The organism is Streptomyces sp. NPDC050287 (genome assembly GCF_044459385.1).
Classification (GTDB): domain Bacteria; phylum Actinomycetota; class Actinomycetes; order Streptomycetales; family Streptomycetaceae; genus Streptomyces.
Genome location: NZ_JBITIY010000003.1, coordinates 809,337 through 834,612 on the forward strand (window position 1 = coordinate 809,337; position 25,276 = coordinate 834,612).

The window sequence follows — 25,276 nt, forward strand, 5'->3', positions numbered from 1 at the left end:
GGGGTTCCTCCTCAGGCGAGGTTGAGCAGGGCGGCGGCGTTTCCGCCGCGCACGGCGTGGAAGTCGGCGTCGGGCAGGTCCGCGGCGCGCAGCGCGCCCAGCGGGTCCTCGGTGCCCATGTCGAAGGGGTAGTCGGAGCCGAGCAGGACCCGGTCCGGCCCGGCGGCGCGGACCAGCTCCCGCAGTACGTGCGGGTCGTGGACAAGGGAGTCGAAGTAGAGCTGCTTCAGGTAGCCGCTCGGCTCACGGGCGCAGTCCCGGGCGTCGGGGCGGGCCCTCCAGGCGTGGTCGGAGCGGCCGATGTGGGTGGGGAGGTAGCCGCCGCCGTGCGCCGCGATCACCTTCAGGTCCGGATGGCGGTCCAGGACCCCGGAGAAGATCAGGTGCGAGAGGGCGACCGCGTTCTCGGTGGGCTGGCCGACCGTGTTGGACAGGTACCACTGGTCAAGACGCTCGTCGAGCGTGCAGCCGAACGGGTGCAGGAAGACCAGGGCGCCGGTCTCCTCCGCGCGCGCCCAGAAGGGCGCGAGCCGCGGGTCGGAGAGTTCCACCGCCCGTGTCCCACCCGGCCCCGGCGCGTGCGAGGAGAGCTCCACGCCCTTCAGTCCCTCGTCCAGGGCGTGGTCGAGCAAAGGGACCGCGAGGTGGGGGTGCTGGAGCGGGATCAGCCCGAGGCCGTGCAGCCGGTCGGGGGCCTTGGCGCAGTGCGCGGCGGTGCCCTCGTTGGCCAGCCGGCATACCCGCTCGGCCAGTTGGGGCTCGGCCCAGTAGTGGTAGTGGGACGGAGAGGGGCTCACCAGCTGCACGTCCACGCCGGCCGCGTCCATGGCCGCCAGGCGCGCGGCCACGTCCGTCAGCCTCGGCACTCGCGCGCCCACCATGGGACCGTTCACGGCGAGGGCCGCCGGCCCGTTGCGGCGGGCGTCGAGATCGCGGGCCTCGGCGAGGCCGGTGTGACCGGCGACGGCCTCCTCGACCTCCGGGAGCAGCAGATGGGCGTGGACGTCGATCGTCGGAGTCGACGGGGGCCGGGTCACGGGAGCTCCTTCAGCGCGCTCAGGGTGCGGTGCATCAGCCCGGGCACGTCCGCGTCGCGCACCCCGTCGAGCAGCCACTGGGCGAGCTGGACGGAGGCGTCGACGACCATGCGTACACGGGGCAGCCGTCGGGCGTGGTAGTCGGTGAGGAGCTGGTCGTCCCAGGAGTCCCGGCCGGTCAGCAGGTCGGCGAGGACCTGGGCGTCTTCCAGGGACATCGCGGCGCCCTGGGCGAAGGTGGGCGGGCAGGCGTGGGCGGCGTCCCCGAGGAGCACGACCCGGCCGCGGTGCCACGGGCCCTCCACCAGAAGCCGGTCGAACCACGTGTAGTTGACGGCCTTCGGGTCGGTGAACGCGGCGCGGAGCTCCTCCCACACGCCGCCGTAGCCCTCGCTGAGCGCCCGCATCTCGTCGGCGAACGCGTCCGGGTCCAGCGAGGCCCGGTCGCGGGCCGGTTCGACGAGGTACGTGTAGACCGTGTCCTCGCTGGTCGGGCAGTACCCGGCGATGAAACAGCGTCCGCCGTAGATCATCTCGGTGCGGCGGACACCGGCCGGGCGGGGCGCGGGGGCACGCCAGATGCCCATGCCGGTGGGCTGGGGCTCGTCGGTGATGCCGATCATGGAGCGGGTGGCGGAGTGCAGCCCGTCGGCGCCGACCACCAGGTCGTACCGCCGGCTCGTGCCGTCCGAGAAGGTCACGTCCACGCCCTCGCCGTCCTGCTGGAAGGCTGTGGCCGTGGTGCCCAGGCGGACATCGGCGCCCGAGGCGCGCACCTGGTCGATGAGGAGCTGCTGGAGCCTGGGGCGCTGCATACCGATGTGAGAGGGCAGGTCGTCGCCGCCGGTGCGGAGTTCCTCGTGGGCGTGCAGCACGGTGCCGTCGGGGGCGAGGACCGCGAGGCCGTCGGCGGCGTATCCGTCCTTCTCGATCCCTTCGAGGACTCCCACCTCGCGCAGCACGCGCAGCGCGTTGCCCTGAAGGGTGATTCCGGAGCCGGCGGAGGCCTTCCAGTCGGGGCTCGCCTCGACGAGGTCGACGGCGATCCCGGCCCGGCGCAGCAGGACGGTCAGGGCGTTTCCGGAGGTGCCTCCGCCGATGACCAGGACGATGGGGTCGCCCCCAGCCGGAGGCTGGGGGAGGGGGAAGCTGTCAGCCATGTCGGGGATACCTCCCGGGGTTGGGCCGCGCGGCTTCGGGCGGCGGGGGTGCGGCTGTCGCCTGCTGGGAAAGCGGGCCGGGGATGGTGCGAGGGACGGACCGGATGCGCCGTCGCTGTCCGGGGAGGGACGCGTCCGGCGGCCGAGGGCTGAGCGGGCCGCTCGGGCTACTTGACGGCGACGGGGTTCACGGGGGAGCCGACGGCGCCGGTGATGGGGAGGGGAGCGGCGGTGAGCCAGAACTCGTACACGCCGTCGTCGGCGCAGTCCGCGGCGAGGGTGTCGAGGTCCCACATCTCGCCGATCAGCAGGCCCATGTTGGGGATGACGACCTGGTGCAGCGGCTGGAAGGCGTTCTCGAACTCGTTCGGCCGGACCTCGAAGCCCCAGGTGTCGGTGGCGATCGCGGCGATCTCGCTGCGGTGCAGCCAGCCGGCGGTGGTGAACGACAGGCCGGGCGCGGGGCCGCCCGCGTAGTCGCCCCAGCCGTCACGCCGGGCGCGGGCGAGGCGCCCGGTGCGGACGAGCACGATGTCGCCGCGGCCGACGCTCACGCCGTGGGCCTCGGCGGTCGCGGTCAGGTGCTCCTCGTTGATCGCGAAACCGTCGGGCAGCTCCGGTTCGCCGTCGTCGTCGCCGATGGCCCGGGCCACGTCCAGCAGGACGCCGCGACCGGCCACGTACGGGGCCATGTGCTCGATCCCGGTGACCAGGTCGCCGGCGGAGGTGACGACCTTCTCGGCGTCGCGTCCGTTCCACGCCTTGCCGTGGTCGAAGATGTGCCCGAGGCCGTCCCACTGGGTGGAGCACTGCAGCGGCATCGCGATCACGTCGTCCGCGCCGCCGATACCGTGTGGGAAGCCCTGATTGCCGAGGGCGGCGTCGGTGCCGGTGTCGAGCATGGTGTGCACCGGGTTGGTCCGCCGGCGCCAGCCCTTCTGCGGGCCGTTCATGTCGAACCGCTGCGAGAGGGAGAAGCTCACGCCCCGGCGCACCAGCGCCGCGCCTTCGCGCCGCTTGGCCTCGTCGAGGAAGTTCAGCGTGCCGAGCACGTCGTCCTCACCCCAGCGCCCCCAGTTGGAGCAGGCCTTGGCGGCCTCCGCGATCGCGCCCTCCGGGTCGTGGCGGTCCAGGCTCACGACTTCTCCTCCACGCAGCGGGTGCGCTGCACACCCAGACCGGTGATCGAACCCTCCATGACGTCGCCGTCGCGCAGCAGCCGCCCCCAGTGGATGCCGTTGCCGGCCGGGCTGCCGGTCAGCACCAGGTCTCCGGGCAGGAGACGGGAGGTCTGGGAGATGTACGACACCAGCCGCGCGACGCCGAAGAGCATGTCCTTGGTGGACTCGTCCTGCATGGTCTCACCGTTCAGCTTCAGCGTGACCCGCAGGTCACCCGGGTCGGCGATGGACTCGGCGGGCACGATCCAGGGCCCGAGCGGGGTGAAGCCGGGGGCGTTCTTGCAGCGCAGCCAGTCGGTGCCGATGGCGGGCATGTCCCGGCGGAAGACGGTGGCGCGGTCGGTGAGGTCGTTGGCGATCGTGTAGCCGGCGACGTACTCCAGGGCCTCCTCGACGGAGACCCGATAGGCGGGCCTGGCGATGACGGCCGCCAACTCCAGCTCCCAGTCCGGCTTCTTCGCCCAGGAGGGGAGTGCAACGTCGTCGTACGGGCCCGTGATGGTGCTGGGCAGGCCGATGAACACGTACGGCAGGTCCTCGGCGGCCCGGCGGTCCATGATCGCGGCGATCTCGGCGCGGGCCTCCTCGACGGTGCGCGGGTCGTCGGAGGAGCGGTGGGCGACCTCGAGGTCGATCACGTGCTGGCGGTAGTTGGCACCGGACTGGAAGATCTGACAGGGCTCCAGGGGGGCGTGCACACGCAGGCCGTCCAGCGGCCGCCAGTCGAGCGTGTCGTCGTCCGCCAGGGAGTGCAGGACGGGGAGGGTCTCCTCCCACCGTTCCAGTACGGCTCGCAGTCCGGAGGGTGCCCAGTCCAGGGCTCCGCCCAGGTCGAGCACGCGGTCCCTGGCCAGGAGACCGGGGAACGGCACCCCGTCCGGAGCGGAGAACGTGCCGAGCGCGAACGGGCCGGCAGGTTGCGCGAGCGTTGCCATCAAATTTCCTCCCTGCTGGGTTGCGGTCTACTGTGACCCCCATCGGAGAATCGCGGAAATCAATCCTGTGGATGTGTCCCATCCATGCCGTGGATGACTCTCACTCGCATAGGCGGTGCCCGGTGAACCTGTCCCGACTCGACCTCAACCTGGTGCTCGCCCTGCGCGCGCTGCTGGAGGAGCGCAACGTCACCCGGGCCGGCGAGCGCGTCGGACTGAGCCAGCCCGCGATGAGCGCGGCGCTGTCCCGGCTGCGCCGCCACTTCGACGACGAACTGCTCGCCCGCACGGGCAACAGCTACGAGCTGACACCGCTCGGTGTGGCCCTGCGGGACCGCAGCGCCACCGCGTGCGACCTGCTGGAGCGCGTCTTCTCCAGCCAGGCCGACTTCGACCCGGCCGTGGAGACCCGGGAGTTCACCCTGCTCGCCGCCGACTACGGCGCGGCTGTGTTCGGCGCCGCGCTCGCCCGCGTCCTGCACCAGGAGGCACCCGGTGTCCGGCTCACCTTCCAGCACCCGGCGCCCTCCGTCGAGGAGAACACCGCCGCCCTGCTGAGCACCGTCGACGGACTGCTGATGCCGCACGGCGTCATCGACGGCTTTCCCTACGTCGACCTCCACCAGGACCGCTGGCTGTGCATGGTCGCCGACGACCACCCCGAGATCGCCGGCGAACTCACCCTCGACCAACTGGCCCGCCTGCCCTGGGCCGTCTACCAGCGCCCCTACGACGCCCCGGCCGCCCGCCAGCTCGGCATGCTCGGCATCAGCCCCAGGGTGGAGGTGTCCGTGCAGACCTTCCAGTTGCTGCCCCACATGGTCGAGGGCACCCGCCGGATCGCGATGATCCAGGAGCGCCTGGCCGGCAAGGCGGTCCGCTCCGCCGCCGTGCGGGTCCTGCCCTGCCCGTTCGAGGCCGTGCCGGTGCAGGAGGCGATGTGGTGGCACCCGGTGCACACCCAGGACGCGGGCCACATCTGGCTGCGGCAGAAGGCGACGGAGGTGGGCGCGACGCTGGAGGGCCACGGCCCCGACGACGGCGTGTCCGTCGTACAGGGTGCAGGGCGGGCTCCGGGCCTGCTCTGATTCCGGCCCGGAAACCCGCCAGGTGTTCGGCGCATGTGGGCCTCGCCGCCGCCCCGGTGCGTCCGGTACGACGGCGAGGCCGGTATGCGATGCGGGACGGCGGCCGGGCCATTGTTGTCGGTGCCCCGGCCCGCCGGCTCCGCGGCCTCAGGCCGGCTGCTTCGGCAGCGGCCGGGGATGCGCGGCTTCCGCGCGGCGCAGGGCACCCCACAGTCCCGCCGCGACAACCGCGGCAGCCGCACCGAGCAGGCCCACCGCACCCGCGAGACCGCCGACCGCCGACTCCAGGGCGAGCAGCAGCAACGGGCAGACGAACGCACCGCCGAAGAAGGCCGACGTCCACAGCCCCGTACCGCGGCCGCGGTCCTCGAACGCCAGGCGGGACATGGCACTGGTGAGGAGGGCGGGCAGCAGCATGCCCGTGCCCAGGCAGTTGACCACCGCCCCGACGACCAGCAGGGGGGCGCTGCCGGCGAGGAACATCACCCCGAAACCGGCGCCACAGACCGCGAAGACCGCGGGCAGCGTCGCGTCCGGGGAGCGCTTCAGCCGGGCGAACACGAGCGCTCCGGCCACGGTGGCGGCACTCGCGATCGCCGTGGCCAGACCGATGACGCCGGGGTCCTCCACACCGAGGTCGTCGAGCAGGTACGCCATCTCCACCGGGACCGTGTAGAAGACCATCGCTCCGAAGAAGGTGAGGGCGCAGATCCCCGCCAGCGGCCGCCAGGGGAACGGACGACCGGTGATGGCCACGGCCGGGGCCTCGTGGGTGGCCGCGCGGGCCGCCGGGTTGGGCAGAGCGGCGGCCATCAGCGGGGCGATCACCAGGCTCACGGCGTAGATCCAGAAGGGCACGCGCCAGCCCGCCGCGCCGACGGCGCCGCCGACCAGGAAGAAGGCGGTGGCCGACGCGGAGGTGCACACGGCCTGCAGCGCCAGGTACTTCACCCGCTGCTGACCGCTGTAGTAGTCGCCGATCAGGGTGGTGCAGCAGGTCATGATGGCGGCCTCGGCGACACCGACCAGGGCACGGCTGGCGATGATCGCGCCCAGCGAGTCCAGCCAGAGCGGCGCCGTTCCGAACATGGCGTACAGGACGGTCGCCACGATCAGCAGGCGCTTGCGGCCGAGCCGGTCCACGATCACCCCGGCGAACGGGGCCAGCAGCGCCAGCGACAGCGCCGGAACGGTCAATGCGAGGGGCACCAACGCCTTCGCCCCCGGCGTCGAGGCGAAGTGGTCCTGCATCCTCGGCAGCACCGGGGCGATCAGCACCGCCCCCAGGATCGGCAGACAGCTGCCCACCATCAGCAAGGTCAGGCGCAGCAGATGCGCCCGGTCCGAGACGGCGACGGGTGACGGAGCACCGTCGTCGACCGCGGCGGAGGACGGGGTCGGGGACACGGAACCGGGCATGGCGACTCCAGGGGACGGCGTACGAGTGCGGGCATGCCTTCTTGGGCGCCGACGGCGCACGGCATGTCGGGGACGACCGCACGTCGGCGGCTGGTCCGGACAGCGGCGTGCGGGTAGCGACGACTATGTGCCGCCGGGGGCCGCACCGCCACCCTCCGCGCGATCCGAATCCCGTATCCGGCCCATCCACGGCCTGGATGGGCTTTTTCCCCCACGATGCGGTGGAGAGGCGGGGTGGGCAGGTGAATCCGCCCACCTCACGCCAAATTTCCACGTTCAGTGGTGGCCCGGTCCACTCGGCGAGTTCCCACTCCTGCGAGCCGTCCCCGACTGCGTCTCTGGACGGTGAGCGGCGCCCCGTCGGATGCGTCGGTCAGGTACAGGCTGGTGTTCTTGGCCGACTGCAGTCTGTAGAACCCGTCGTCAGTCTTGAGGAGGTTCCAGCTGCCCGTGGCGCTGCGGTCAGCCGCGCGGTGGGACCAGCCCTTGCCGTACGGCGAACAGGGCGGCCTGCGTGCGGGAGGTGAGGCGGAGTTTGCGCAGTACGTTGCTGACGTGGGTGCGGGCGGTGCGCTCGCTGATCACCAGTTCGTCGGCGATCTGCTGGTTGGACCAGCCCTCGGCGACGAGGACGAGGACGTCGCGTTCCCGGCTGGTGAGAGCGGCGAGCCCGGTCGGCGGTGAGATGATCTCCTGGGTGAGTCCCCTGGCGACTGCGGGGTCGAGGAAGACCTCGCCCCGGGCGGCGGCGCGGATGGCGGCGACCACCTCGCCCGCTTCGGCGTCCTTCAGCAGGTATCCGGCAGCTCCCTGCGCGAGCGCGGCGTGGACGCGTTCCATCTCGCCGAAGCTGGTGAGCACCACGACCCGGACGTCGGGGTGGCGCTGCTTGATCGCCCCGATGGCCGTCGCTCCGTCCATCCTGGGCATGAGCAGGTCGATCAGCACCACGTCCGGCAGTTCGAGGTGCGCAGCCATCGCGTCCAGCCTGGTGAGCGCCTCCTGCCCGTCGGCGGCCTCCGCGGCGACCTCCATGTCGTCCAGGACCTCGAGATAGGCGCGGATTCCGCGGCGTACGACGGCGTGGTCGTCGACGATCAGGACCCGGATCGGGCGGGGTCCGGTGTCTCGGGGAGCGGCACCGCCGCCAGGGTGCTCCGAGGGTCCTCCGGATCCGTGGGCCGCAGCTCCGGCACCCGTACGGGGAGGGGTATGACGACCCGTACGGCCGTACCGCTCTTCCCGGATCTGATCCTCATGGTGCCGCCCCATCGCTCCGCCCTTTCCCGCATGGTCGTCAGTCCGTAGCCGTGGTCCCAGACCGTGCCGGGCGTCCGGTCGCCCTCCCCCTCCGGCGCGGCCGAGCGCCCACCGGATTCCGCGAGCCCGCGACCATCGTCACGGACGCTCGCGGTCAGGGTGTGGTCGCGAACGCCGAGGCGGATGGTGACAGTGGTGGCCTCCGCGTGCTTGACCACGTTGTGGATGGCCTCCGCGACGATCCGGTACATGTCCTCGGCCAAATCCGGCTCGACCGCGTCCAGGTCCACTCCGCACAGCAGCCGGATGCCGAGGCCCGTTCGGTTCTCGGTGCTCTTGACGAGCGCGGTCACCGCGTCCTCCAGGCCGAGCCGGGTGGAGGAGGACGGACGGAGTTCGTGCACCATCGCCCTGAGGTCGGCGAGGACGGTCTGCGACAGGGCCCCGACCTCGTCCGCGAACCTCCGGACGGCCTCCGCCGGAAGCGGCCCGCCGCGCGCCCCCAGTACTCCCGCGGCGTTGGCCTGCATGCCGATGGAGAACACCTGCTGGACGATCGAGTCGTGCAGGTCGCGGGCGAGGCGCTGACGCTCGTTCCTGCGGGCCCCCTCACGCTCGCGCTGCAGCAGCGTGGCGTAGTCGACGGCGAGCGCGGCCTGCTCCGCCATGGCGGCCAGAAACTCCAGGGTCCGGCCGCCGATCTCCTGCCCGGGCGCGAAGTAGGCGTTGAGCACGCCTTCGGGCCGGCCGCGTGCCATCAACGGAACGCTGACGAAGGAGTCCCAGTTGAGCTCGCCGAGGTAGGCGTGCAGCGGCTCCCAGGCAGGATCCGCACGAATCTGGGCCCACCGGTGAGGGACGACGATCGGTTTGCGCTCCCGCAGCGTGTCCACCATGCACAGCCGGGCGCCCCGGTCGCGGCACTCCAGCAGACGGTCGAGGAACGCGTCCCAGTGCCGCAGCCCCGCCGAGCCCATCAGCCGCAGTTCCCGGCCGGTGCCGTCCAGGATGAGGATCTGCACGCCGGCCAGGCCGTCTGTCTGGACGATCTGGCGTGCCACGGCGTCCAGGGTCGAGCCGAGCGAGCCCTCCGAAGCCAGAGCGATCGACGTCTGGGCGATCGCCGCGATCCGGCGCTGCCGGTGCCATGCGGCGGTCACGTCGCGGAACGACACGACCGTGAACTTCGGGTCGTCCGGCAGGCCGCGGGCCCGGTAGGCGAACTCGCGCCGGGCTCCGGAGGCGGGCACCCAGTGCGCCACCCGCTCGTCCGACCGCTCCTCCAGCAGCCCTGTCCGGCATGTGCCGTCCCCCTCCGCGAGCGCGAACGGAGACGGCGTACCCAGCAGGTCGGACTCCTCGCGTGCACCGCACATCGCGGCCCCCGCCGGGTTCAGGCGGACGAACCGGCCCACGCGGTCCAGGACCGCCAGGCCCTCCGGCGCGACGGCGGCGACGTCGTCCCAGCCCACGAGCGGCGATGCGGACACGACCGATCTCCTCATCATCGTCATGATCGACAGGCAACGGACCCTGCGGTCGCGGGTGCCGGAAACACGACGCGCCGGGAGAACGCGTCGGCTGGTGAGCGGACGGGAGGTGCCCGCGGTCGGTCCCAGCATCGTAGCCCGGCGGATCGGACGGGGGCCTACGTCATTCGACCCATTCATCACCCGGTCGAAGCGCCGAGCCGGTCGAGTCATTGCGCGCGTTCCTCGGACGCGCGTCCCGCCTACCGTGAGGAAGGAGCGTCCCGTGGACCGCTACTCCTCCGAGACATCCACGGTGCTCCCCGGCCCGTGTGCCCGGCCGTCGCGGTCTGCCCATGCCCCGAGGACGAGGAGGTCTGAGGTATGGACGTGTCCATCGGCACGATCTGGGAGGCGGTCTCCCGGGCTCTGCCCGATGCCGTCGCCGTCAGCGAGCCCGGACGTGACACCACCTACCGGGAGTTCGACGAGCGCGCGTCACGGCTGGCCGTCGCGCTGGGAGCGGCCGGGGTACGCGAAGGCGACACCGTGGCCTGCTACCTGTTCAACGGCGCCGCCTACCTGGAGACGGTCTTCGCCGCCTTCAAGCTCGGCGCCGTGCCGGTGAACGCCAACTACCGCTACACCGGTGAGGAACTCTCCGAACTCCTCACCGACGCCGACGCGGCCGCGGTCGTCTTCAGCGGCGCCCTGGCAGACCGGGTCACCCACGCCGCCGGGCACGTACGCACGCTGAAGCTGCTCGTCCGGGTGGGCGATCCGCCGGCCGACAGCCCGGCCGGGCCTTCCGTGCCCGAGCTGGACGCGCTGCTGGCGGCGCACGCACCGCGCGAGCCGCAGCCGCGGCCCGGCTCTGACCGGCTCTTCATGTTCACCGGCGGAACCACGGGCAAGCCCAAGGGCGTGATGTGGCGGCAGAGCGATCTGCTGCACTCCCTGGTGGTCCCGATCTTCCATCCGCTCGGTGTCACCGAGCTCCCCACGACGCTCGACGAGGCCGTGGGCGTCGCGGTCAAGGCGCACGGCGAAGGCCGCGCCCCGACCACCATGCCCGTCGTGCCGCTCATCCACGCCACCGGACTGTTCAACACCATGGGCGCCCTGATGGCAGGCGGCCGGGCGGTCACCGCGCGTCAGGGCGGCCTCGATCCGGAGCACATCTGGAGCACTGTCGCCGAGCAGCGGGTCGAGACGGTCATCGTCGCGGGCAACGCCGTGTGCCGGCCACTCGTCGACGAACTCGTGCACGCGGAAGAGATCGGGACGCCGCACGACCTGCGCTCCGTGCGCAGGATCCTCAGCTCCGGCACCGCGCTCAGCGACTCACTCAAGAGGGCGCTGCACGAGCGTGCCGACGTCACCGTCATCGACGCCATCGCGTCCAGCGAGGGCGGTCCCTTCGCCTTCGCGATCACCTCGTCGGTACGGGACCTGCCCGCCCGCTTCTTCCCCGTGCCCGCGACACGAGTGGTCAGCCCCGATGACCGGTTCGTCGAACCCGGCAGTGACGAGGTGGGGAACCTCGCCTACTGCGGCCCCATGCCGCTCGGCTACTACAAGGACACCGCGAAGAGCACGACGACGTTCCGCACCATCGACGGGGCGCGGTACTCGATCCCCGGCGATCTCGCCACGATCGAGGCCGACGGCGCGATCCGGTTCCTCGGTCGCGGCTCGGGCGTGATCAACACCGGCGGGGAGAAGGTGCATCCGCAGGAGGTCGAGAACGTCCTGCTCTCGCACCCCGCCGTGAAGGACTGCGTCGTCGTCGGAGTCCCCGACGAGACCTGGGGAGAACGGGTGGCAGCCGTCGTGGCGGTCCCGCCCGGCGCGACGGTCACCGGCGAGGAACTGCGCGGCTGGGTCCGGCGCGGCCTCGCCGGCTACAAGGTGCCGCGCTCCGTCGTCCTGACGGACTCCCTGCCACGCACCCCCACCGGGAAGCTGGAAGTCGCCTGGGCCAGGAAGACGGCACAGGAGGCCGGCGCGGGCGACGGAACGTGACAGCCGAGTCGGGAGGAGCGCTTGAGGGGGACACCGGCAGGGCACACCGTGTACTGCCGCCTCATCGTGCCTCAGCTCACTCGGTTCCGGCATGCTTCGAGCGCCCGCAGCGCCTCCACCACACTGGCCACGTGGTCCCGCATGGCCGCTTCGGCCTCCACCGGGTCCCCGGCGACGATCGCCGCGATGATCCGCTGGTGCTGGGGCAGCGACAGGCGAGCCCGCCCCGGCACCAGGGAGAGCATGAACTGGTGCCGGACCATCTGGGCCCGCAGCCGCTCGACGACCTGGTTGGCGGTCTCGTGGCCGGCGATGTCGCGCACACGACGGTGGAGACGGGCGTTGAGGTCGCTGTACGCCATCAGTTCGCCGTCGGCGACCGCCTGTGCCATGTCCGCGCCGATCCCACGCAGCTCCTCGGCCTGCACGGCGCTGACCCGCTCCGCCGCACGAGCGGCGATCAGACCCTCCAGAACCATGCGTACCTCCGTCACCTCGACCGCCTCGGCGAAGGTGATCTCCCGGACGCGCGCGCCGCGGTTGCGCTGCATCTCGACCAGCCCTTCCGCCGCCAGCTGCTGGAGCGCCGACCGCACCCCGGAGCGGCTGGCGCCGAATTGTTCGCAGAGATCCGCCTCGATCAGGCGTTGTCGCGGCACGTAGTCACCGCGCAGCAGCGCGGCCCGGATCGCACCGGTGACGTCGGGTCCAGCAGAAGTGCTCACGGTGTGCAGTCACCATCCACCACAGGTTCAGGGCGAGAAGAGGTGCGGTCAGTCCTGATAGGTGACGCCCAGTTCGGCGAGCCTGGCGCGCAGTCCGTAGTAGTCGACGCCCAGCGTCCCGGAACGCAGGACCTCCCGGGTGGCGGCCTCCCTGGCGATCCGCTTCTCGGCGAGCTCCGCCGCCTCCTCCGCCTCCTCCAGGGGCACGACGACCACGCCGTCGTCGTCGGCGACGACGACGTCGCCGGGGCGGACGGACACTCCGCCGAGCGTCACGGGCACGTTGACCGAGCCCGGGGACGCCTTCACCGTGCCCTGGGCGGACACCGCCCGGGCCCAGACGTGGAAGCCCATCTCCCGCAGCTCGGCGGTGTCGCGCACACCTGCCGCCGTGATCAGGCCGATGACGCCGCGGGCGGCGAGAGAGGTCGCCAGCAGTTCGCCGAACATGCCGTCCGTGGACGGCGATGTGGTCGTCACCACGAGGATGTCGCCGGGTCGGCAGACCTCGACGGCCGCGTGGATCATCAGGTTGTCCCCCGGGTGGGAGCTGACCGTCACCACCGGGCCGGCTATGCGCACGTTCTGCTGGTTCGGCCGCAGACCGGTTCCCGCGAAGCCACGGCGGCCGATGGCCTCGTGGACGGTGGACACCCCCGCCTGCGCGAGCCGGGCGACGACGTCGGCGGCGGGCCGGGCGATGTTCCTGACGACCACAAGGCGGTTCGGCATGTCTACTCCGGGCTGTTCCAGGGCTGTTACCAGGAGAATTACTGGTGTCAGCACTATTGTCAACAATTAAATCGACGATATGGTTACATCCGCAGTTTCGACCGCTTTCGTCCCGCACTCCTTCTGTGAAAACCGCGCCGCGGCAACGGAGTTGCGTGGCCCCGGTCGATGCGTCCCTCCCCCTCGATCCCAAGGAATCCTCATGACCCTCGCCACCCCCACTCCGCCCGAAGGTGCGCTGCTGGTCGTCAGCGCACACGCCGGCGACTTCGTCTGGCGGGCCGGCGGCGCCATCGCCGTGGCCGCCGAGCGCGGTCAGCGTGCGAAGGTGCTGTGCCTGAGCTTCGGCGAGCGCGGCGAGTCCGCCCGGGCCTGGCGGGACGGCCTGCGCCTCGACGAGATCAAGGAGCTCCGCCGCACGGAGGCCTCGAACGCGGCGGCGGCGCTGGGCGCGGAGATCGAGTTCCTGGACGCCGGGGACTACCCGCTGCTGGAGACCCCGGAGTTGGTGGACCGCATCGTGCGCGTGTACCGGGAGGTGAACCCCGCCGTCGTCCTCACCCACACCCTCACCGACCCCTACAACGGCGACCACCCGGCCGCCGCCCGCATGGCGCTCCAGGCACGCGTGCTCGCCCAGGCGGCCGGCTACGACGCGCCCGGCGAACCGCTCGGCGCTCCCCCGGTGTTCTTCTTCGAGCCGCACCAACCCGAGCAGTGCGACTTCAAGCCGAACGTCCTGCTGGACATCAGCTCGGTCTTCGACAAGAAGCGCAAGGCGATGGAGTGCCTGGCCGCACAGCAGCACATGTGGGACTACTACACCGACCTCGCCAAGCGGCGCGGCGTGCAACTGAAGCGCAACGCCGGGCCCAACCTCGGCCTCTCGCACGGGACCATGGCCGAGGCGTACGTACGCCTCTATCCGCAGACGACCGGCGTGCTGGCATGACGGCGCCGCACGGGACCGGTGCCCGCGGCACCACGCACATCTGGGTTCCGTTCCGCGACACGTCCCTCTACGTGGACTACGCGGACGAGACCGCCCGGACGCCCGATCACCGGAGCCTGCTGGCCGCCGGCGTCCCCGAGGACGGCATCACGCGCGACGACCGCTACGGCGCACCGATGTGGCGCGTCGACGCCCAGCGGCTGCACGCCGTGGTGGAAGCCCTCTGGAGCGAGGACCGCCAGGTGCGGATCCACCTCGACCAGGCACCACGGCCCGGACGGGATGCCGGCACGCGCGACGGACGACGTAGTCCGTGCCACGACCATACGCCGCCCCGGTCCGGTCATTCGAGCGATGACCTGCGCGTTCCCGGTGGCTAGCGTCAGTTACGGCCGCCGGTCCGCGGCCGAAGTGGTCCCCGACCGACCGCGCCGAGGAGATGACCAACGTGACAAGCCCATCAGCCGCCGCCCCGGGCACGCGCACCCTCGCTACCACCGGAGCCGGAGCACCCGTCGCGGCGCGGCGCGGCGGCGGGTTCGAGGGCACCGTCACCGTACTGACCCGCCAGACGGTGGCGGACGGTGTCGTGTCACTGGAGCTCGCACCGCGCTTCGGTGACGACGGACCGCTGCCGTCCTGGCAGCCGGGAGCGCACATCGACGTCGTCCTGCCCACGGGTGTCACCCGCCAGTACTCGCTGTGCGGCCCGGCCAAGGACACGGCCCGCTGGCGCATCGCGGTGCTGCGGGAGCCCGACGGGCGCGGCGGTTCCCAGTGGATCCACGACAACGTCCACGAGGGCAGCGAACTCAGGGTGCGCGGTCCCCGCAACAACTTCCCCCTGCACACCACACCGAAGTACCTGTTCGTCGGCGGCGGCATCGGCATCACCCCGCTGCTCCCGATGATTGCCGAGGCCGAGGCTGCCGGAGCCGAGTGGTCCCTGCTCTACGGCGGCCGCACCCGCACGTCCATGGCGTTCCTGCCCGAACTGGAGCGCTACGGCGACCGCGTGACCGTGCGCCCGCAGGACGAGCACGGGCTGCTCGACCTCGCCTCCTTCCTCGGCGATCCCGACCCGCCCAACCTGGTGTACTGCTGCGGCCCCGCGGGCCTCATCGACGCGGTCGAGGCGTACTGCGCCACGTGGCCGGCCGGGACGCTGAACGTCGAGCGGTTCGCCGCGGCCGACGGGCAGTCCCCCACCGGGAGTGCGGCCGGGCGGCAGCCGTTCGAGGTGGAGCTGCGGGCGTCCGGGGTGACGCTGACCGTGCCTCCGGAGCTGTCGGTCCTCAAGGCCGTGGAGCAAGCGGGTGTCCCGGTCATGTCCTCCTGTGAGGAGGGCATCTGCGGCTCGTGCGAGACCGCCGTCCTGGAGGGCGAGGTCGACCACCGCGACTCACTGCTCACCGAAGACGAACGGGCCGCGAACGACACGATGCTCATCTGCGTCTCCCGCGCGCGGAGCGGACGCCTCGTCCTGGATCTCTGACTGGACCTATGAAAGGGAAAGACCCGCCATGGTGACACAGCACGTACGCAACGGCTGGTACCTGGGAGCGTGGTCCGACGAGATCGGCCGGACTCTCGAGCAGCGCTGGATCACGGACCTCCCGGTCTGCTTCTACCGGTTTCCCGACGGCACCGTCACCGCCGTCGAAGACCGCTGCCCCCACCGCAAGTACCCGCTGTCCCTGGGCCACCTCGACGACGAGGGCGTCCTCCAGTGTGACTACCACGGCTATCGCTTCGACGGTCAGGGCGTGTGCGTCGGGGTCGCCGAGCAGGCCGACCGGCCCAAGGCGGCACTGCGCCGGTTCCCGCTGGTCGAGCGGGACGGCGCGATCTGGATCTGGCCCGGTGATCCGGGACTGGCCGACGAGAGCCTGCTGCCCGACACCTCCTGGCTCACCGACCCGAACTGGACCCATGTCCACGGTGTGGTCCCGCTGAAGGCCCGGCACCAGTTGCTGCTGGAGAACCTGCTCGACCTCACCCACGAGACGTTCCTGCACCCGACGAGCATCGGCAACGCCGCCGTCGCCGCGACCCCCATCGACGTGACCGTGGACGGCGACCGGGTCAGCTTCAGCCGTCACATGATCGGCATTGAGGCGCCGCCGTTCTACCGGAAATCCTGCGGACTGACCTCTTCGGTGGACCGCTGGCAGGACGGCGACTTCTACCCGCCGGGCATCTTCGTCCTCAACATCCGCGTCGCTGCCACCGGCACCGAGGAACCGCAGGGCTTCCACATGAAGGTGCTGTACGGGATGACGCCGGGACGCGGCAACGAGACGCACGACTTCTACGCGCTGGGCCGCGACTACCTCATCGACGACGAGGAGCTCACGAAGTTCCAGCACGAGCAGCAGCTCGCGGTGATGCAGGAGGACGTCGACGCCCTTGAGGCGCAGGAGGTCATGTACGCCACCGATCCGGGCGGCACCGCCGAGTCCAGCATCAAGTCCGACCTCGCCGCACTACGCGGGCGTCGCGCGGTGGTGAAGATGCTCGCTCGTGAACAGCAGGGTGGCGGCACGCGGCCCCGGGCGTCCGCATGAGCGGCCGCCGCGTCTTCGTACTGCTCCACGGAGCCTGGCACGGTGGCTGGGTATGGCAGCGCGTGGCACCGCTGTTGCGCGCGGCTGGGCACGAGGCGTACGCCCCCACGCTGACCGGGGTGAGCGATCGCGCCCATCTCCTCACTCCCCAGGTCGGACTCACCACGCACATCCAGGACATCGCGGCGCTGATCGAAGCCCATGACCTGCACAACGTCGTGCTCGTCGGGCACAGTTACGCCGGCCAGGTCGTCACCGGCGTCGCGGACCGGATCCCGGACCGGCTGGCGAAACGGGTCCACCTCGACGCCTTCGTCGGCGACGACGGGGACGCGGCGATCGACCTGCTGCCCGACCGCATCGCCGGGCACTACCGGGAGTCCGTGTCCGGACCCGGCTTCGGCTGGCTCGTCCCGGTGCGCTCGCTGAGTGTCCTCGGCGTCACGGAACAGGCGGACCTCGACTGGCTCGGCCCGCGGCTGACCCCACACCCGTGGCTGACGTACACCGAGCCGTTGCGGCTCACCGGCAAGGCGGACCAGGTCCCCGGTGTCTTCGTCGAGTGCACCGACTGGATGCGGGTGTTCACCCCGCACGCCGAGCGAGCCGCGGCCCGCGGCTGGCCGGTCCACGAGATCGCCACCGGACACGAGGCGATGGTCACGGCTCCGGATCGACTTGCCGAAGTGTTCCTGGAGATCGCGGCAACCTGACCAGTGAAGGGACGTTCCATGGAATTCCTCGTCCGAACCGAGAACACCCTGCCCCCGGACACCCCCGACGACGTCCGCGAGGCCCTGCGCAATGGCGAGCGCGAACGGGCCATGGAACTGCGGGAGGCAGGCGTCCTCAAGCGGCTGTGGCGGGTTCCGGGCCGCAACGCCACGATCGGCCTGTACGAGGCCGCCGATCCGGCGGAGCTGCACGACGCGCTGGTCTCCCTGCCGATGTGGAAGTGGATGGACATCACCGTGGAGGCGCTGGCCACCCATCCGCAGGAGAAGGCACCATGACCGGCCGGGACAGCCCTCGGGTCGCGATCGTCACAGGCGCCGCCGGCGGCCTGGGACGGGCCATCGCCCGCAGACTGGCCGCGGACGGATTCACGGTCGCCGCACTCGACATCGCCGAACCGGACGGCACCGGTGGCATGGCCGGTGTGCGGCCGTGGCGCTGCGACGTCAGTGACCGAGCCGCGACCCGTCGAGCCGTGGAGGAGATCAACGAGGCGTACGGCGGGGGCGGTATCGACGTACTGGTCAACAACGCCGGCCTGCTGTCCGGCCGTGCGCCGCTGCTGGAGGCGTCCCCCGAAGAACTGCACCGCTTCTTCGCCGTCAACGCCGTCGGTCCGCTGCTCATGGTGCAGGCGTGCGTGCCGTGGCTGCGCACCAGCCCGCACCGCGGGCGGGTCATCAATGTCGCGTCCCGGACCTTCTTCACCGGGGCACCGGGGCAGATCGCCTACGTGGCCGGCAAAGGCGCGCTCATCGGGATGACCCGGGTGATGGCACGGGAACTGGGCGAGCACCGGATCACGGTGAACGCGGTGGCGCCCGCTCAGGTGGCCACCCCGGGCACCCGGGCGCACTCCGGCGACGAGGTCTTCGCCGAGACCATGAGCCGACAGGCGATCAAGGAGTACGTCACCCCGGAGCACTTCGCCGGGCTCGTCTCCTTCCTCGCCTCACCGGACGCGGTCATGGTCACCGGCCAGACGCTCGTCTGCGACGGCGGCGGACTCCTGCACTGACCGGCAACCCCACGGGAGAGGAGAGGAACGGCATGTCCAGCAGCACACCCCAGGTCCCCGGCACCTACGTCTTCGACGCCGCCGAGCACCGCCGCGGACGGGCACTGAACCAGCTCTGCGGGTCCCTCAAGTACGCCGAGAACCGGGCGAGGTTCAAGGCCGACGAGGCCGCGTACTGCGAGACGTACGGCCTGACGGCCGAGCAGCGGGACGCGCTTCTGGAGCGGGACTGGAATCGGATGATGGAGCTGGGCGGCTCCATCTTCTACGTCTTCAAACTCGCCATGGTCGACCAGAAGTCCATGCAGTACCTCGGCGGGGTCTTCACCGGCATGACCACCGAGGAGTTCGCGGAAGCGCTGAAAGCGGGAGGGCGGAGCTTTGGCTGAGGTGATGTGGGGACTGGCCACCTCGCACGTACCGTCCATCGGTGCGGCCATGGACCACAGCAAGACACAGGACCCGTACTGGAAGCCGCTGTTCGACGGATATGCGCCGGCGCGCGAGTGGATGGCCCGGCACACCCCGGATGTCGCGGTCGTCGTCTACAACGACCACGCGAACGCCCTGGATCTGAGCGTCACGCCGACCTTCGCGATCGGCTCGGCCCCGTCGTACCAGGTGGCCGACGAAGGCTGGGGCAGCCGCCCCGTGCCGACCGTCCACGGCGCCCCGGAGTTCTCCGACCACCTCGTCGAAAGTCTGATCGACGCTTCCTTCGACCTCACCGTCTACCAGGAGCTCGACGTCGACCACGGCCTGACGGTGCCCCTGTCGGTGTACTGCCCCGACCCCGGGGCACGCTGGCCATGCACGGTCGTCCCCCTCCTCGTCAACGTCATCCAGTACCCGCAGCCGACCGCCGCGAGGTGCCTGGCCCTCGGCCGAGCGCTGGGCGAGGCGATCCGCGCCTACCCCGAGGACCTCAAGGTCGCGGTCTTCGGCACCGGCGGCATGTCCCACCAGCTCGCGGGCGCCCGCGCGGGACTGATCAACCAGGACTTCGACCGGATGTTCCTCGACGCGATCGAGCACGACCCGGAGAAGCTGGCCACTCTGACCCGCGAGGACTACATCCGCGAGGCCGGCTCCGAGGGCATCGAACTCATCATGTGGCTCATCATGCGCGGCGCCCTGGGCCCGCGGATCCGCCGCGTGCACGAGACGTACCATGTGCCCGCGTCGAACACCGCGGCCGGGATGGTCCTGTTCGAGAACCTGAGCGCCTGATCCGATTGCCGCCGTACCTGTGAAGCGGCCCCGCACACCGATGGCGTCCCCGTGCGCAGCGGGGTGCGTAGAGCTATAACCGCGCTGTCCCGGCATGTTCTGTGTTCAACGCGAGGCAGCCACCGCGACCATGGGTGAGGCCAGGCCGACCTGTGGCGTTCCCCTTCCGGTGTGCACTGCTTCTGCATGGGGGCATCACCTCATCGCTGCCGCCCGGCGGCGTCCGGCCTCGATGGCCGGTCGATCGCGCCTGTCACCGCGGATCGCGGCGACGATCATCCTGGATCTGGCGGCACCGATGCGCAGCCGCTTGCGCAGCGTCTCGGCGGAGATCGGCCGCCGGTGCAGTTCCCAGTGATCGGCGTCCTCCTGCCGGGCACGCTCCAGGAGGTCGTCGAGCGCAGGCCGCCTCCCCGCGTCTGCATCCTCCGTCGAACCGTCGGCGTGCGGTCCGGCCGTGGTCTCCGTCGGGTGTTCGTCCCGGCCCGGGATACCGCCGACAGCCTGCAGTAGACCAGGCCCGACCTCCGCCCAGCCAATAAGAAGCAGTGGTCCCACCGCGTCAAATGCGGCCCTGCCGAACTGGCCCGCAAGCAGCGGCTCGGTGACGTTCAGAGCCAGGGTCATCACACTGGAGAAAATCAACAGTCGCCGGGCAGGGCGCAACTGCTCAGATGTTGCACCATGCAGGGCGAGGTAGCGGATGCCCAGGAGCAGGCCGAGTACCGACAGGTCGACCGCCGGGGCCACCAAAGGTGCCACCCAGGCCGGTACACCGAGGCGCAATGCCAGGGTCCACACGTTGCCGAAGCCGAAGAGGAAGGTCAGGCCGACGACGGTGGCCATGGTCACCGTCACCGCGCGCAAGGTTCGGCCCTGCTCCAGCAGCACGGTCCGATGAGCTCCGGGGCGCGTCCTTGTCGTGGCCGCCGTCACGGCGCACCATCCGATGCAGCAGGCTCGCACCGCCCTCGGCCAGCGTGCTGTACCGCGTGAATCTCCAGGTCCGCACGCAGGACGACCGGTTGGGGTTTCGGGTCAAGTCCCCCCTCGGACACACGCAGTACGCACCCTGGTGCCGGCCGGCTTTCGGTCGGCGCCGTTTGCGTTTCATGGTCGTACGTCAGCCGTGGCCTGCACCTGGCGGCTGTGGTCGGACGTCGGGCTGCGGGGGTTCGGCCGGGAGGGGACGCCGGAACCGGGGTGGGCGGGGCGTCTGGAGGACCGAAACACTTCGTTCGTCGACCTTGTCCCTTCGTCGGGACTGCGGCGGCAGGAAGCGGCGGCGTTGCTGACGCTCGAGATACCCGTGCGGCGCCTGGCGGGAAGCCGGTACTGCCACGCCACGGTGGGGTCGGATGTGTTCTTGCCGCCGGACTGCACGGTCCGTGGCGCGAACTTCGCCCGCGAGACGAGATGGTCGGCGGTGGGGAAGACGGTCATGTCCGGGCAGAGCTCGGCCAGCAGCGTCTGGGCGGTCCGCACTCCGATGCCCGGGATGGTGACCAGGTCGGCGACCAGGTCCGCCCCGGCACCGGGCCGACTGCCACGTGTCGGGCAATGTGGCCTGCGCTGCGGGCCGGCGCAGGTGACGACGGCTGAGCGCTCGTCGCCGTCCTGTGCCACCGCTGCCCTCATCTCGATGACGCGAGGGCGCGGGAGTGGGACACCGGGCGTCGCCATCCGCCGGCCCGGTGAGGGTTTCCGGGCCGGCGTGGGCGTTCAGTGGAGCTGCGGATAGAGCGCCGAGACGCCTCCGGACAGTGCAGGCTGGGCCTGGCGGGCGGGGTCGTCCGCGAGGATCTCGTAGGCGCCGGCGGCGATGCCGTCGACCGCGATCCTGGCGATGTCGGCGGGGTCGGACTTGGGCGCCTCGACGGTGCGGACCATGTCGGTGTCCATGTAGCCGACGTGCAGGCCGGCCACTCGAATGCCCTGGTCGGCAAGCTGCAGGCGCAGGGCGTTGGTGAGGGACCACTGGGCGGACTTGGCCGCGCAGTAGGCGCCGTGTTCCGGGAAGCTGACCCAGGACAGGACGGACAGGATGTTCAGGATGGCGCCGCCGCCGTTGGCCGTGATCTGGGGTGCGAAGGCGCGGACCACCGACAGGGTGCCGTAGTAGTGGGTGTCCAGCTCCAGGCGGATGTTGTCCAGGTCGCCTGTGAGCAGGTCGGTGCCGGTGGCCGAGCCGGCGTTGTTGATCAGGACGGTCACGTCCCCGGTGGCCTGGGCGGCGGCCGCGACGGAGGCCGGGTCGGTGATGTCGAGCGCGATCGGCTTGGCGCCGGGCAGGTCGACCTGGGCGGGGTTGCGGGCACCGGCGTAGACGGTGGCGCCACGGGCGAGCAGTTCGGCGGCGAGGGCTCGGCCGAGGCCCCGGTTGGCTCCGGTGACGAGGACGGTGCTGGCGGAAAGGTCCATGAAGAGTTCCTGGTGAAGTAGGAGGGCTCCCTGCCCGAAGCGACCACGCCGCGACAAGGCGCCGGTGCGCGATGTCGGCCGTACCGCAGGCGGTTCAGGCCCTTGTCGCGGGCGGCGTGGGAAGGGTGCGCCGTATGGGCGAGCACGCCCAGGTTTGGATTACGTTCGTAATACTACAGGGCTGCTACGGGATCGACGACGCCGGCACGGCGACAACCCCTGCGAACGGCCCCGAAGTCGTCCGGGCACGCAATGGGCACGCAGTGGGCACGCTGCGTGGGTCCTGCAACCTGGGCTTTTACAGGTGCCAAGGAGGTTTTGAACCCCGCGCCGTGCACGCCCGTCGTCGGCACGCATGAGGGCCGCACAGCGCGCGCTGTGCGACCCTCGATCTTTTTCGTCACGCCTGGCGCTGTCAGCAGTGCCTGCCACGAAGCTCAGAAGCTGCCGTGGACCAGCCAGGTCGCAGACCGGTTGGACAGCCTGTTCAGCTGAGGCCAGGCGGTAGCGGTCGGCGCCCGGCACAGCGACGTCCTCGGCAGCGGGTCGGTAACGCAGTGCCCGGTGCCGGCGTGATCAACGCACGGTGCCGGGCGCTTTCTGAGCAGGGGTTCGAGCTACACGCGTAAAGCGCTGCCCCGGAGAACGCGATGCCCGAGTCGGCTCAGCCTCGCTTGGCGACGGCGGTGCGGGCGGAGTGCCACAGGGCGCGGGGGTTGTCGCGGTCGCCGTGGAGCTTGAGCATCGCGTTGACGACATCCTCGACGCTGCCTTGCTCGTTGACGATGCGGCTGAAGTCGCGCAGGTACTGCTGGCTCGCGCCGATGCTCTCGGGCAGGTCGGGTGCGCCGACGCTCTTGTGTCCCGCGACGACGATCTTCGGGTTCAGGGCGGCGACGGCATCCAGGCTGGCGATCCACGCCTCGCGGCTCTTCTCGTCGGTCTCCCCGGTCATCATGTGTACGCCGTTGTAGACGACGTCGCCCCCGACCACCGCGGCGGCCGACGGCACGTGCAGGACAGTGGAGAACTCGGTGTCGCCCTGGCCCACGGAGACTGCCCGCAGCACCTGGCCCTCCAGCTCGAACTGGTCGCCGTTCAAAGGCTCCGGCAGTACCGCGGTCTGCGGCAGTTCGCCAGGGAAAATGCCCTTCCAGTAGGCGGACAGCCCCGGATCGGTGGCCTCGAACCGGGCGCGTTCGACCACCTCGGGGGTGGCGATGCCGCGGGCCTCGGGGAAGTGCTCCTGGATGCGGGCAAGGCCGACCCAGTGGTCCTGGTGGCCGTGGGTGATGTAGACGCCGGTGACGCGCTTGCCGAAGCCGCGCACCCACTCGGCGAGCGCGTCGACCTGGTCGAGGGTGATGAGCGTGTCGACGAGGACGGCTTCCTCGGCGCCGGCGATCAGAGTGCTGCTCATGGGCGACCACATCGGGTCGTCCCCCGGACCCTGCGCGGGGGCACCTGCGAAAGGACGCATCGGCGCGACGTACACGTCAACAGTGAGGGCGTCTGAGCTCATGGTGAATACCTCCGAATGTGTGGGGAGGCTTCCACCATCCCGATTATGCTATGTAACATAGCATAGTGAGGTGGCGGTCCAGAGCCCGTACACGATGAGAAAGAATGGCCTGCATGTCAGAGGGCGTGCGTGAAGCAATGATCAAGGCGGCATGGTTCCTGATCGCCGAGCGAGGACTTGAGGGCATGTCGACCCGCGAGGTGCTCGCACGTACCGGGGCACCGCGCGGCTCCGTCTACCATCACTTCCCCCGCGGCCGCGCCGAGCTGATCGAACTCGCCGTCGACCACTCCCTGCAGTGGATGCAGGAACAGATCGACGCGATCGACGCGCGGACCCCGGAGGACGTGGTCTCCGGCTACATCGACATCTGGCGCAGAGTGGTCGAAGGCACGGACTTCCGCGCCGGCTGCACGACGGCCGGGGTCACGACCGGCGGACACGACCCCGCGATCCTCGACCGGGCCGAGGCCGCCTTCAACGCCACGGGCGAGGCGCTGGCCGCCCGGCTCGAACAGGTCGGAGTAGCGCCCGCCGAGGCCGCACAACGCGCCGCCCTGCTGGTGATCGCCGCTGAAGGAGCCGTCATCCTGGCCCGCGCACGACGAAGCAGCGAACCACTCGCCCTAGTCGCCGCACAGCTCGGCTGAGAGCCCTCACACCTGCTTATTGAAGATCGCGATGATGCCGTCGGCCATAGCGTCGACAATGTCGTCTGCCACGTGAGTGGGCCCGTGGAAGTGGAATGTGGGCGGGTTCGGTTCCCTGTCCGGCCCCGCTCTCCCCGGTCCGACGCCTGACCTGAGCCCGCGCCGGGAACCGGATGGCGGTGGCGTACGTGACGAACCAGATGCGCGAACCGGAGAGCGACACCCGGGGGATGGACCTGGTGATGGCCGCCTACGACGGACTCCAGGGCCTGAATGCCTGAGGTATCAGTAGGGTCGTGGGTGTGGACGACGTGCGGGTGGTGCTGATCGGCGGGACGTCGAATGTCGGCAAGTCGACCGTCGCCCGGGCGGTGGCGGAACGGCTCGGGTTCGCGTACCGGCCGACGGACCTGCTGGCCCGGCATCCCGGCCGGCCCTGGCGGACGCCGGAGCGGGAGGTGCCGTCGCATGTCGCCGAGCACTACCGGTCCCTCGACGTCGACGAACTGATCGAGTCGGTCCTCGATCACTACGAGCGACTGTGGCCCCGCATCGAGGACCTGATCACTCTCCACGCCGCCGGGACCGGTTCCGGAGCGGGCCTGGTCCTGGAGGGATCCGCGCTGTGGCCCTCCCGCGTCGCCGAGTTGGCCGTCCCACGGACGGCGGCCGTCTGGCTCACCGCCGACCTGGCCGTCGTACGCGAGCGTGTGCACAGGTCCGGCCACTACGCGACGGCGACGGCGGAGGAACGGCATCTGATGGACAAGTTCCTTGCCCGCACGGAGCGTTACCAGAGCCTCATGACCCAGTCCGTCGACCGCCTGGGCCTGCACCGCATCGACGCGGGCGACGGACGGTCGGTCGCGGAGCTGGCGGACGCGGTCCTGGCGGCCACGGCGCGCGGATGACGCCAGGCTCTGGAGAGGCGAATCCAGTGCGCGGAGAAAATCCCGTGCTCCCTCTCACCCCAGCGCTCTACACTCACCACGGATCACGCGCCGCCCACCGCACAGGGCCGGGCCGCGTGTGTGCTGACGAAGCAGACCAGTGAGGGGAGACCGGCCGTGTGCTACCGCACCGCTGTTGTCGTTCCCCGGTCGCTCCGTGAGGTGATCCTCGTGTCTCCGCCCGTCCGGTGCCCGCTGCG

General features: G+C 70.9%; 26 protein-coding genes. 13 read left to right on the forward strand and 13 right to left on the reverse strand.

Annotated elements, in window-relative coordinates; translation table 11 throughout:
* Nucleotides 1-11: 11 nt before the first annotated feature.
* From ACIBK3_RS14010 to ACIBK3_RS14025, 4 genes are all read right to left on the reverse strand, one after another.
* Complete coding sequence (locus tag ACIBK3_RS14010) at nucleotides 12-1,037, reverse strand: amidohydrolase family protein (protein ID WP_399365199.1); 1,026 nt, start codon at nucleotides 1,035-1,037, stop codon at nucleotides 12-14.
* Nucleotides 1,034-2,197, reverse strand: coding sequence for an FAD-dependent oxidoreductase (locus ACIBK3_RS14015; protein WP_399365201.1), 1,164 nt, complete (start codon nucleotides 2,195-2,197; stop codon nucleotides 1,034-1,036). Before ACIBK3_RS14015 ends, ACIBK3_RS14010 begins: the two co-directional genes overlap by 4 nt.
* A 167-nt stretch (nucleotides 2,198-2,364) precedes the next feature.
* On the reverse strand, nucleotides 2,365-3,336 hold the full coding sequence (locus tag ACIBK3_RS14020) for a cyclase family protein (RefSeq protein WP_399365203.1): 972 nt from the start codon (nucleotides 3,334-3,336) through the stop codon (nucleotides 2,365-2,367).
* Nucleotides 3,333-4,313: a fumarylacetoacetate hydrolase family protein gene (locus ACIBK3_RS14025; protein ID WP_399365205.1), complete on the reverse strand. Its 981-nt coding sequence runs from the start codon at nucleotides 4,311-4,313 to the stop codon at nucleotides 3,333-3,335. Before ACIBK3_RS14025 ends, ACIBK3_RS14020 begins: the two co-directional genes overlap by 4 nt.
* A 122-nt stretch (nucleotides 4,314-4,435) precedes the next feature.
* On the opposite strand from ACIBK3_RS14025, the gene ACIBK3_RS14030 reads away from it, so the two are divergent.
* Nucleotides 4,436-5,401: a LysR family transcriptional regulator gene (locus ACIBK3_RS14030; RefSeq protein ID WP_399365207.1), complete on the forward strand. Its 966-nt coding sequence runs from the start codon at nucleotides 4,436-4,438 to the stop codon at nucleotides 5,399-5,401.
* Between the two features lie 147 nt (nucleotides 5,402-5,548).
* On the opposite strand, the gene ACIBK3_RS14035 is transcribed toward ACIBK3_RS14030, so the two are convergent.
* The 3 genes from ACIBK3_RS14035 to ACIBK3_RS14045 form a co-directional block, all read right to left on the reverse strand.
* Nucleotides 5,549-6,820, reverse strand: coding sequence for an MFS transporter (locus ACIBK3_RS14035; RefSeq protein WP_399365208.1), 1,272 nt, complete (start codon nucleotides 6,818-6,820; stop codon nucleotides 5,549-5,551).
* Between the two features lie 462 nt (nucleotides 6,821-7,282).
* Nucleotides 7,283-7,930: a response regulator gene (locus ACIBK3_RS14040; protein ID WP_399365592.1), complete on the reverse strand. Its 648-nt coding sequence runs from the start codon at nucleotides 7,928-7,930 to the stop codon at nucleotides 7,283-7,285.
* Nucleotides 7,918-9,570 (reverse strand): histidine kinase, encoded by a 1,653-nt coding sequence (locus tag ACIBK3_RS14045; RefSeq protein WP_399365210.1) that lies wholly within the window; start codon nucleotides 9,568-9,570, stop codon nucleotides 7,918-7,920. The genes ACIBK3_RS14040 and ACIBK3_RS14045 overlap by 13 nt, the downstream gene beginning before the upstream one ends.
* 363 nt (nucleotides 9,571-9,933) lie before the next feature.
* Between ACIBK3_RS14045 and ACIBK3_RS14050 the strand changes: the two genes are divergently transcribed.
* A complete protein-coding gene (locus ACIBK3_RS14050) occupies nucleotides 9,934-11,574 on the forward strand; it encodes an AMP-binding protein (RefSeq protein ID WP_399365212.1) in 1,641 nt (546 codons plus the stop codon).
* A 71-nt stretch (nucleotides 11,575-11,645) separates the two neighbouring features.
* Here the strand turns inward: ACIBK3_RS14050 and ACIBK3_RS14055 are convergent, their stop codons facing one another.
* Both ACIBK3_RS14055 and ACIBK3_RS14060 read right to left on the reverse strand, forming a co-directional pair.
* Nucleotides 11,646-12,299: a GntR family transcriptional regulator gene (locus ACIBK3_RS14055; RefSeq protein ID WP_399365214.1), complete on the reverse strand. Its 654-nt coding sequence runs from the start codon at nucleotides 12,297-12,299 to the stop codon at nucleotides 11,646-11,648.
* Nucleotides 12,300-12,347: 48 nt separating this feature from the next.
* The gene (locus tag ACIBK3_RS14060; RefSeq protein ID WP_399365216.1) at nucleotides 12,348-13,031 is read right to left on the reverse strand and encodes a 4-carboxy-4-hydroxy-2-oxoadipate aldolase/oxaloacetate decarboxylase; all 684 of its coding nucleotides are present in this window, start codon (nucleotides 13,029-13,031) and stop codon (nucleotides 12,348-12,350) included.
* Between the two features lie 202 nt (nucleotides 13,032-13,233).
* Here ACIBK3_RS14060 and ACIBK3_RS14065 point away from each other — a divergent pair, with 202 nt between their 5' ends.
* From ACIBK3_RS14065 to ACIBK3_RS14105, 9 genes are all read left to right on the forward strand, one after another.
* Complete coding sequence (locus tag ACIBK3_RS14065) at nucleotides 13,234-13,983, forward strand: PIG-L deacetylase family protein (protein ID WP_399365218.1); 750 nt, start codon at nucleotides 13,234-13,236, stop codon at nucleotides 13,981-13,983.
* Complete coding sequence (locus tag ACIBK3_RS14070) at nucleotides 13,980-14,363, forward strand: hypothetical protein (protein WP_399365220.1); 384 nt, start codon at nucleotides 13,980-13,982, stop codon at nucleotides 14,361-14,363. Before ACIBK3_RS14065 ends, ACIBK3_RS14070 begins: the two co-directional genes overlap by 4 nt.
* A gap of 68 nt (nucleotides 14,364-14,431) precedes the next feature.
* Nucleotides 14,432-15,478, forward strand: coding sequence for a PDR/VanB family oxidoreductase (locus ACIBK3_RS14075; protein WP_399365222.1), 1,047 nt, complete (start codon nucleotides 14,432-14,434; stop codon nucleotides 15,476-15,478).
* A gap of 28 nt (nucleotides 15,479-15,506) precedes the next feature.
* Nucleotides 15,507-16,550: a Rieske 2Fe-2S domain-containing protein gene (locus ACIBK3_RS14080; RefSeq protein ID WP_399365224.1), complete on the forward strand. Its 1,044-nt coding sequence runs from the start codon at nucleotides 15,507-15,509 to the stop codon at nucleotides 16,548-16,550.
* Entirely contained in the window at nucleotides 16,547-17,263 is a 717-nt protein-coding gene (locus tag ACIBK3_RS14085; RefSeq protein ID WP_399365226.1) for an alpha/beta hydrolase, read from the forward strand. The genes ACIBK3_RS14080 and ACIBK3_RS14085 overlap by 4 nt, the downstream gene beginning before the upstream one ends.
* Before the next feature lie 18 nt (nucleotides 17,264-17,281).
* On the forward strand, nucleotides 17,282-17,563 hold the full coding sequence (locus tag ACIBK3_RS14090; protein ID WP_399365228.1) for a muconolactone Delta-isomerase family protein: 282 nt from the start codon (nucleotides 17,282-17,284) through the stop codon (nucleotides 17,561-17,563).
* A complete protein-coding gene (locus ACIBK3_RS14095) occupies nucleotides 17,560-18,303 on the forward strand; it encodes an SDR family oxidoreductase (RefSeq protein WP_319767684.1) in 744 nt (247 codons plus the stop codon). The genes ACIBK3_RS14090 and ACIBK3_RS14095 overlap by 4 nt, the downstream gene beginning before the upstream one ends.
* A gap of 32 nt (nucleotides 18,304-18,335) precedes the next feature.
* Nucleotides 18,336-18,692, forward strand: a complete 357-nt coding sequence (ligA, locus tag ACIBK3_RS14100; protein WP_399365230.1) for a protocatechuate 4,5-dioxygenase subunit alpha — start codon at nucleotides 18,336-18,338, stop codon at nucleotides 18,690-18,692.
* 1 nt (nucleotide 18,693) lies between these two features.
* On the forward strand, nucleotides 18,694-19,533 hold the full coding sequence (locus ACIBK3_RS14105) for a class III extradiol dioxygenase subunit beta (protein WP_399365594.1): 840 nt from the start codon (nucleotides 18,694-18,696) through the stop codon (nucleotides 19,531-19,533).
* Between the two features lie 195 nt (nucleotides 19,534-19,728).
* Here the strand turns inward: ACIBK3_RS14105 and ACIBK3_RS14110 are convergent, their stop codons facing one another.
* The 4 genes from ACIBK3_RS14110 to ACIBK3_RS14125 form a co-directional block, all read right to left on the reverse strand.
* On the reverse strand, nucleotides 19,729-20,424 hold the full coding sequence (locus tag ACIBK3_RS14110; protein ID WP_399365232.1) for a SpdA protein: 696 nt from the start codon (nucleotides 20,422-20,424) through the stop codon (nucleotides 19,729-19,731).
* A 219-nt stretch (nucleotides 20,425-20,643) separates the two neighbouring features.
* The gene (locus ACIBK3_RS14115; RefSeq protein WP_399365234.1) at nucleotides 20,644-21,159 is read right to left on the reverse strand and encodes a transposase; all 516 of its coding nucleotides are present in this window, start codon (nucleotides 21,157-21,159) and stop codon (nucleotides 20,644-20,646) included.
* A 96-nt stretch (nucleotides 21,160-21,255) separates the two neighbouring features.
* Complete coding sequence (locus tag ACIBK3_RS14120) at nucleotides 21,256-21,954, reverse strand: SDR family oxidoreductase (protein WP_399365236.1); 699 nt, start codon at nucleotides 21,952-21,954, stop codon at nucleotides 21,256-21,258.
* 664 nt (nucleotides 21,955-22,618) lie between these two features.
* Complete coding sequence (locus ACIBK3_RS14125) at nucleotides 22,619-23,374, reverse strand: MBL fold metallo-hydrolase (protein WP_399365238.1); 756 nt, start codon at nucleotides 23,372-23,374, stop codon at nucleotides 22,619-22,621.
* 215 nt (nucleotides 23,375-23,589) lie between these two features.
* On the opposite strand from ACIBK3_RS14125, the gene ACIBK3_RS14130 reads away from it, so the two are divergent.
* Entirely contained in the window at nucleotides 23,590-24,126 is a 537-nt protein-coding gene (locus ACIBK3_RS14130) for a TetR/AcrR family transcriptional regulator (protein WP_399365240.1), read from the forward strand.
* A gap of 302 nt (nucleotides 24,127-24,428) precedes the next feature.
* Nucleotides 24,429-25,037, forward strand: a complete 609-nt coding sequence (locus ACIBK3_RS14135) for an AAA family ATPase (protein ID WP_399365242.1) — start codon at nucleotides 24,429-24,431, stop codon at nucleotides 25,035-25,037.
* Nucleotides 25,038-25,276 lie beyond the last annotated feature (239 nt).

Bases quoted from the DNA above. Each gene is read 5' to 3' on its own strand.
- ACIBK3_RS14015 (WP_399365201.1), bottom strand. From the start codon at position 2,197: ATGGCTGACAGCTTCCCCCTCCCCCAGCCTCCGGCTGGGGGCGACCCC.
- ACIBK3_RS14025 (WP_399365205.1), bottom strand. From the start codon at position 4,313: ATGGCAACGCTCGCGCAACCTGCCGGCCCGTTCGCGCTCGGCACGTTC.
- ACIBK3_RS14035 (WP_399365208.1), bottom strand. From the start codon at position 6,820: ATGCCCGGTTCCGTGTCCCCGACCCCGTCCTCCGCCGCGGTCGACGAC.
- ACIBK3_RS14050 (WP_399365212.1), top strand. From the start codon at position 9,934: ATGGACGTGTCCATCGGCACGATCTGGGAGGCGGTCTCCCGGGCTCTG.
- ACIBK3_RS14060 (WP_399365216.1), bottom strand. From the start codon at position 13,031: ATGCCGAACCGCCTTGTGGTCGTCAGGAACATCGCCCGGCCCGCCGCC.
- ACIBK3_RS14065 (WP_399365218.1), top strand. From the start codon at position 13,234: ATGACCCTCGCCACCCCCACTCCGCCCGAAGGTGCGCTGCTGGTCGTC.
- ACIBK3_RS14070 (WP_399365220.1), top strand. From the start codon at position 13,980: ATGACGGCGCCGCACGGGACCGGTGCCCGCGGCACCACGCACATCTGG.
- ACIBK3_RS14080 (WP_399365224.1), top strand. From the start codon at position 15,507: ATGGTGACACAGCACGTACGCAACGGCTGGTACCTGGGAGCGTGGTCC.
- ACIBK3_RS14085 (WP_399365226.1), top strand. From the start codon at position 16,547: ATGAGCGGCCGCCGCGTCTTCGTACTGCTCCACGGAGCCTGGCACGGT.
- ACIBK3_RS14090 (WP_399365228.1), top strand. From the start codon at position 17,282: ATGGAATTCCTCGTCCGAACCGAGAACACCCTGCCCCCGGACACCCCC.
- ACIBK3_RS14095 (WP_319767684.1), top strand. From the start codon at position 17,560: ATGACCGGCCGGGACAGCCCTCGGGTCGCGATCGTCACAGGCGCCGCC.
- ligA (WP_399365230.1), top strand. From the start codon at position 18,336: ATGTCCAGCAGCACACCCCAGGTCCCCGGCACCTACGTCTTCGACGCC.
- ACIBK3_RS14120 (WP_399365236.1), bottom strand. From the start codon at position 21,954: ATGGACCTTTCCGCCAGCACCGTCCTCGTCACCGGAGCCAACCGGGGC.
- ACIBK3_RS14125 (WP_399365238.1), bottom strand. From the start codon at position 23,374: ATGAGCAGCACTCTGATCGCCGGCGCCGAGGAAGCCGTCCTCGTCGAC.
- ACIBK3_RS14130 (WP_399365240.1), top strand. From the start codon at position 23,590: ATGTCAGAGGGCGTGCGTGAAGCAATGATCAAGGCGGCATGGTTCCTG.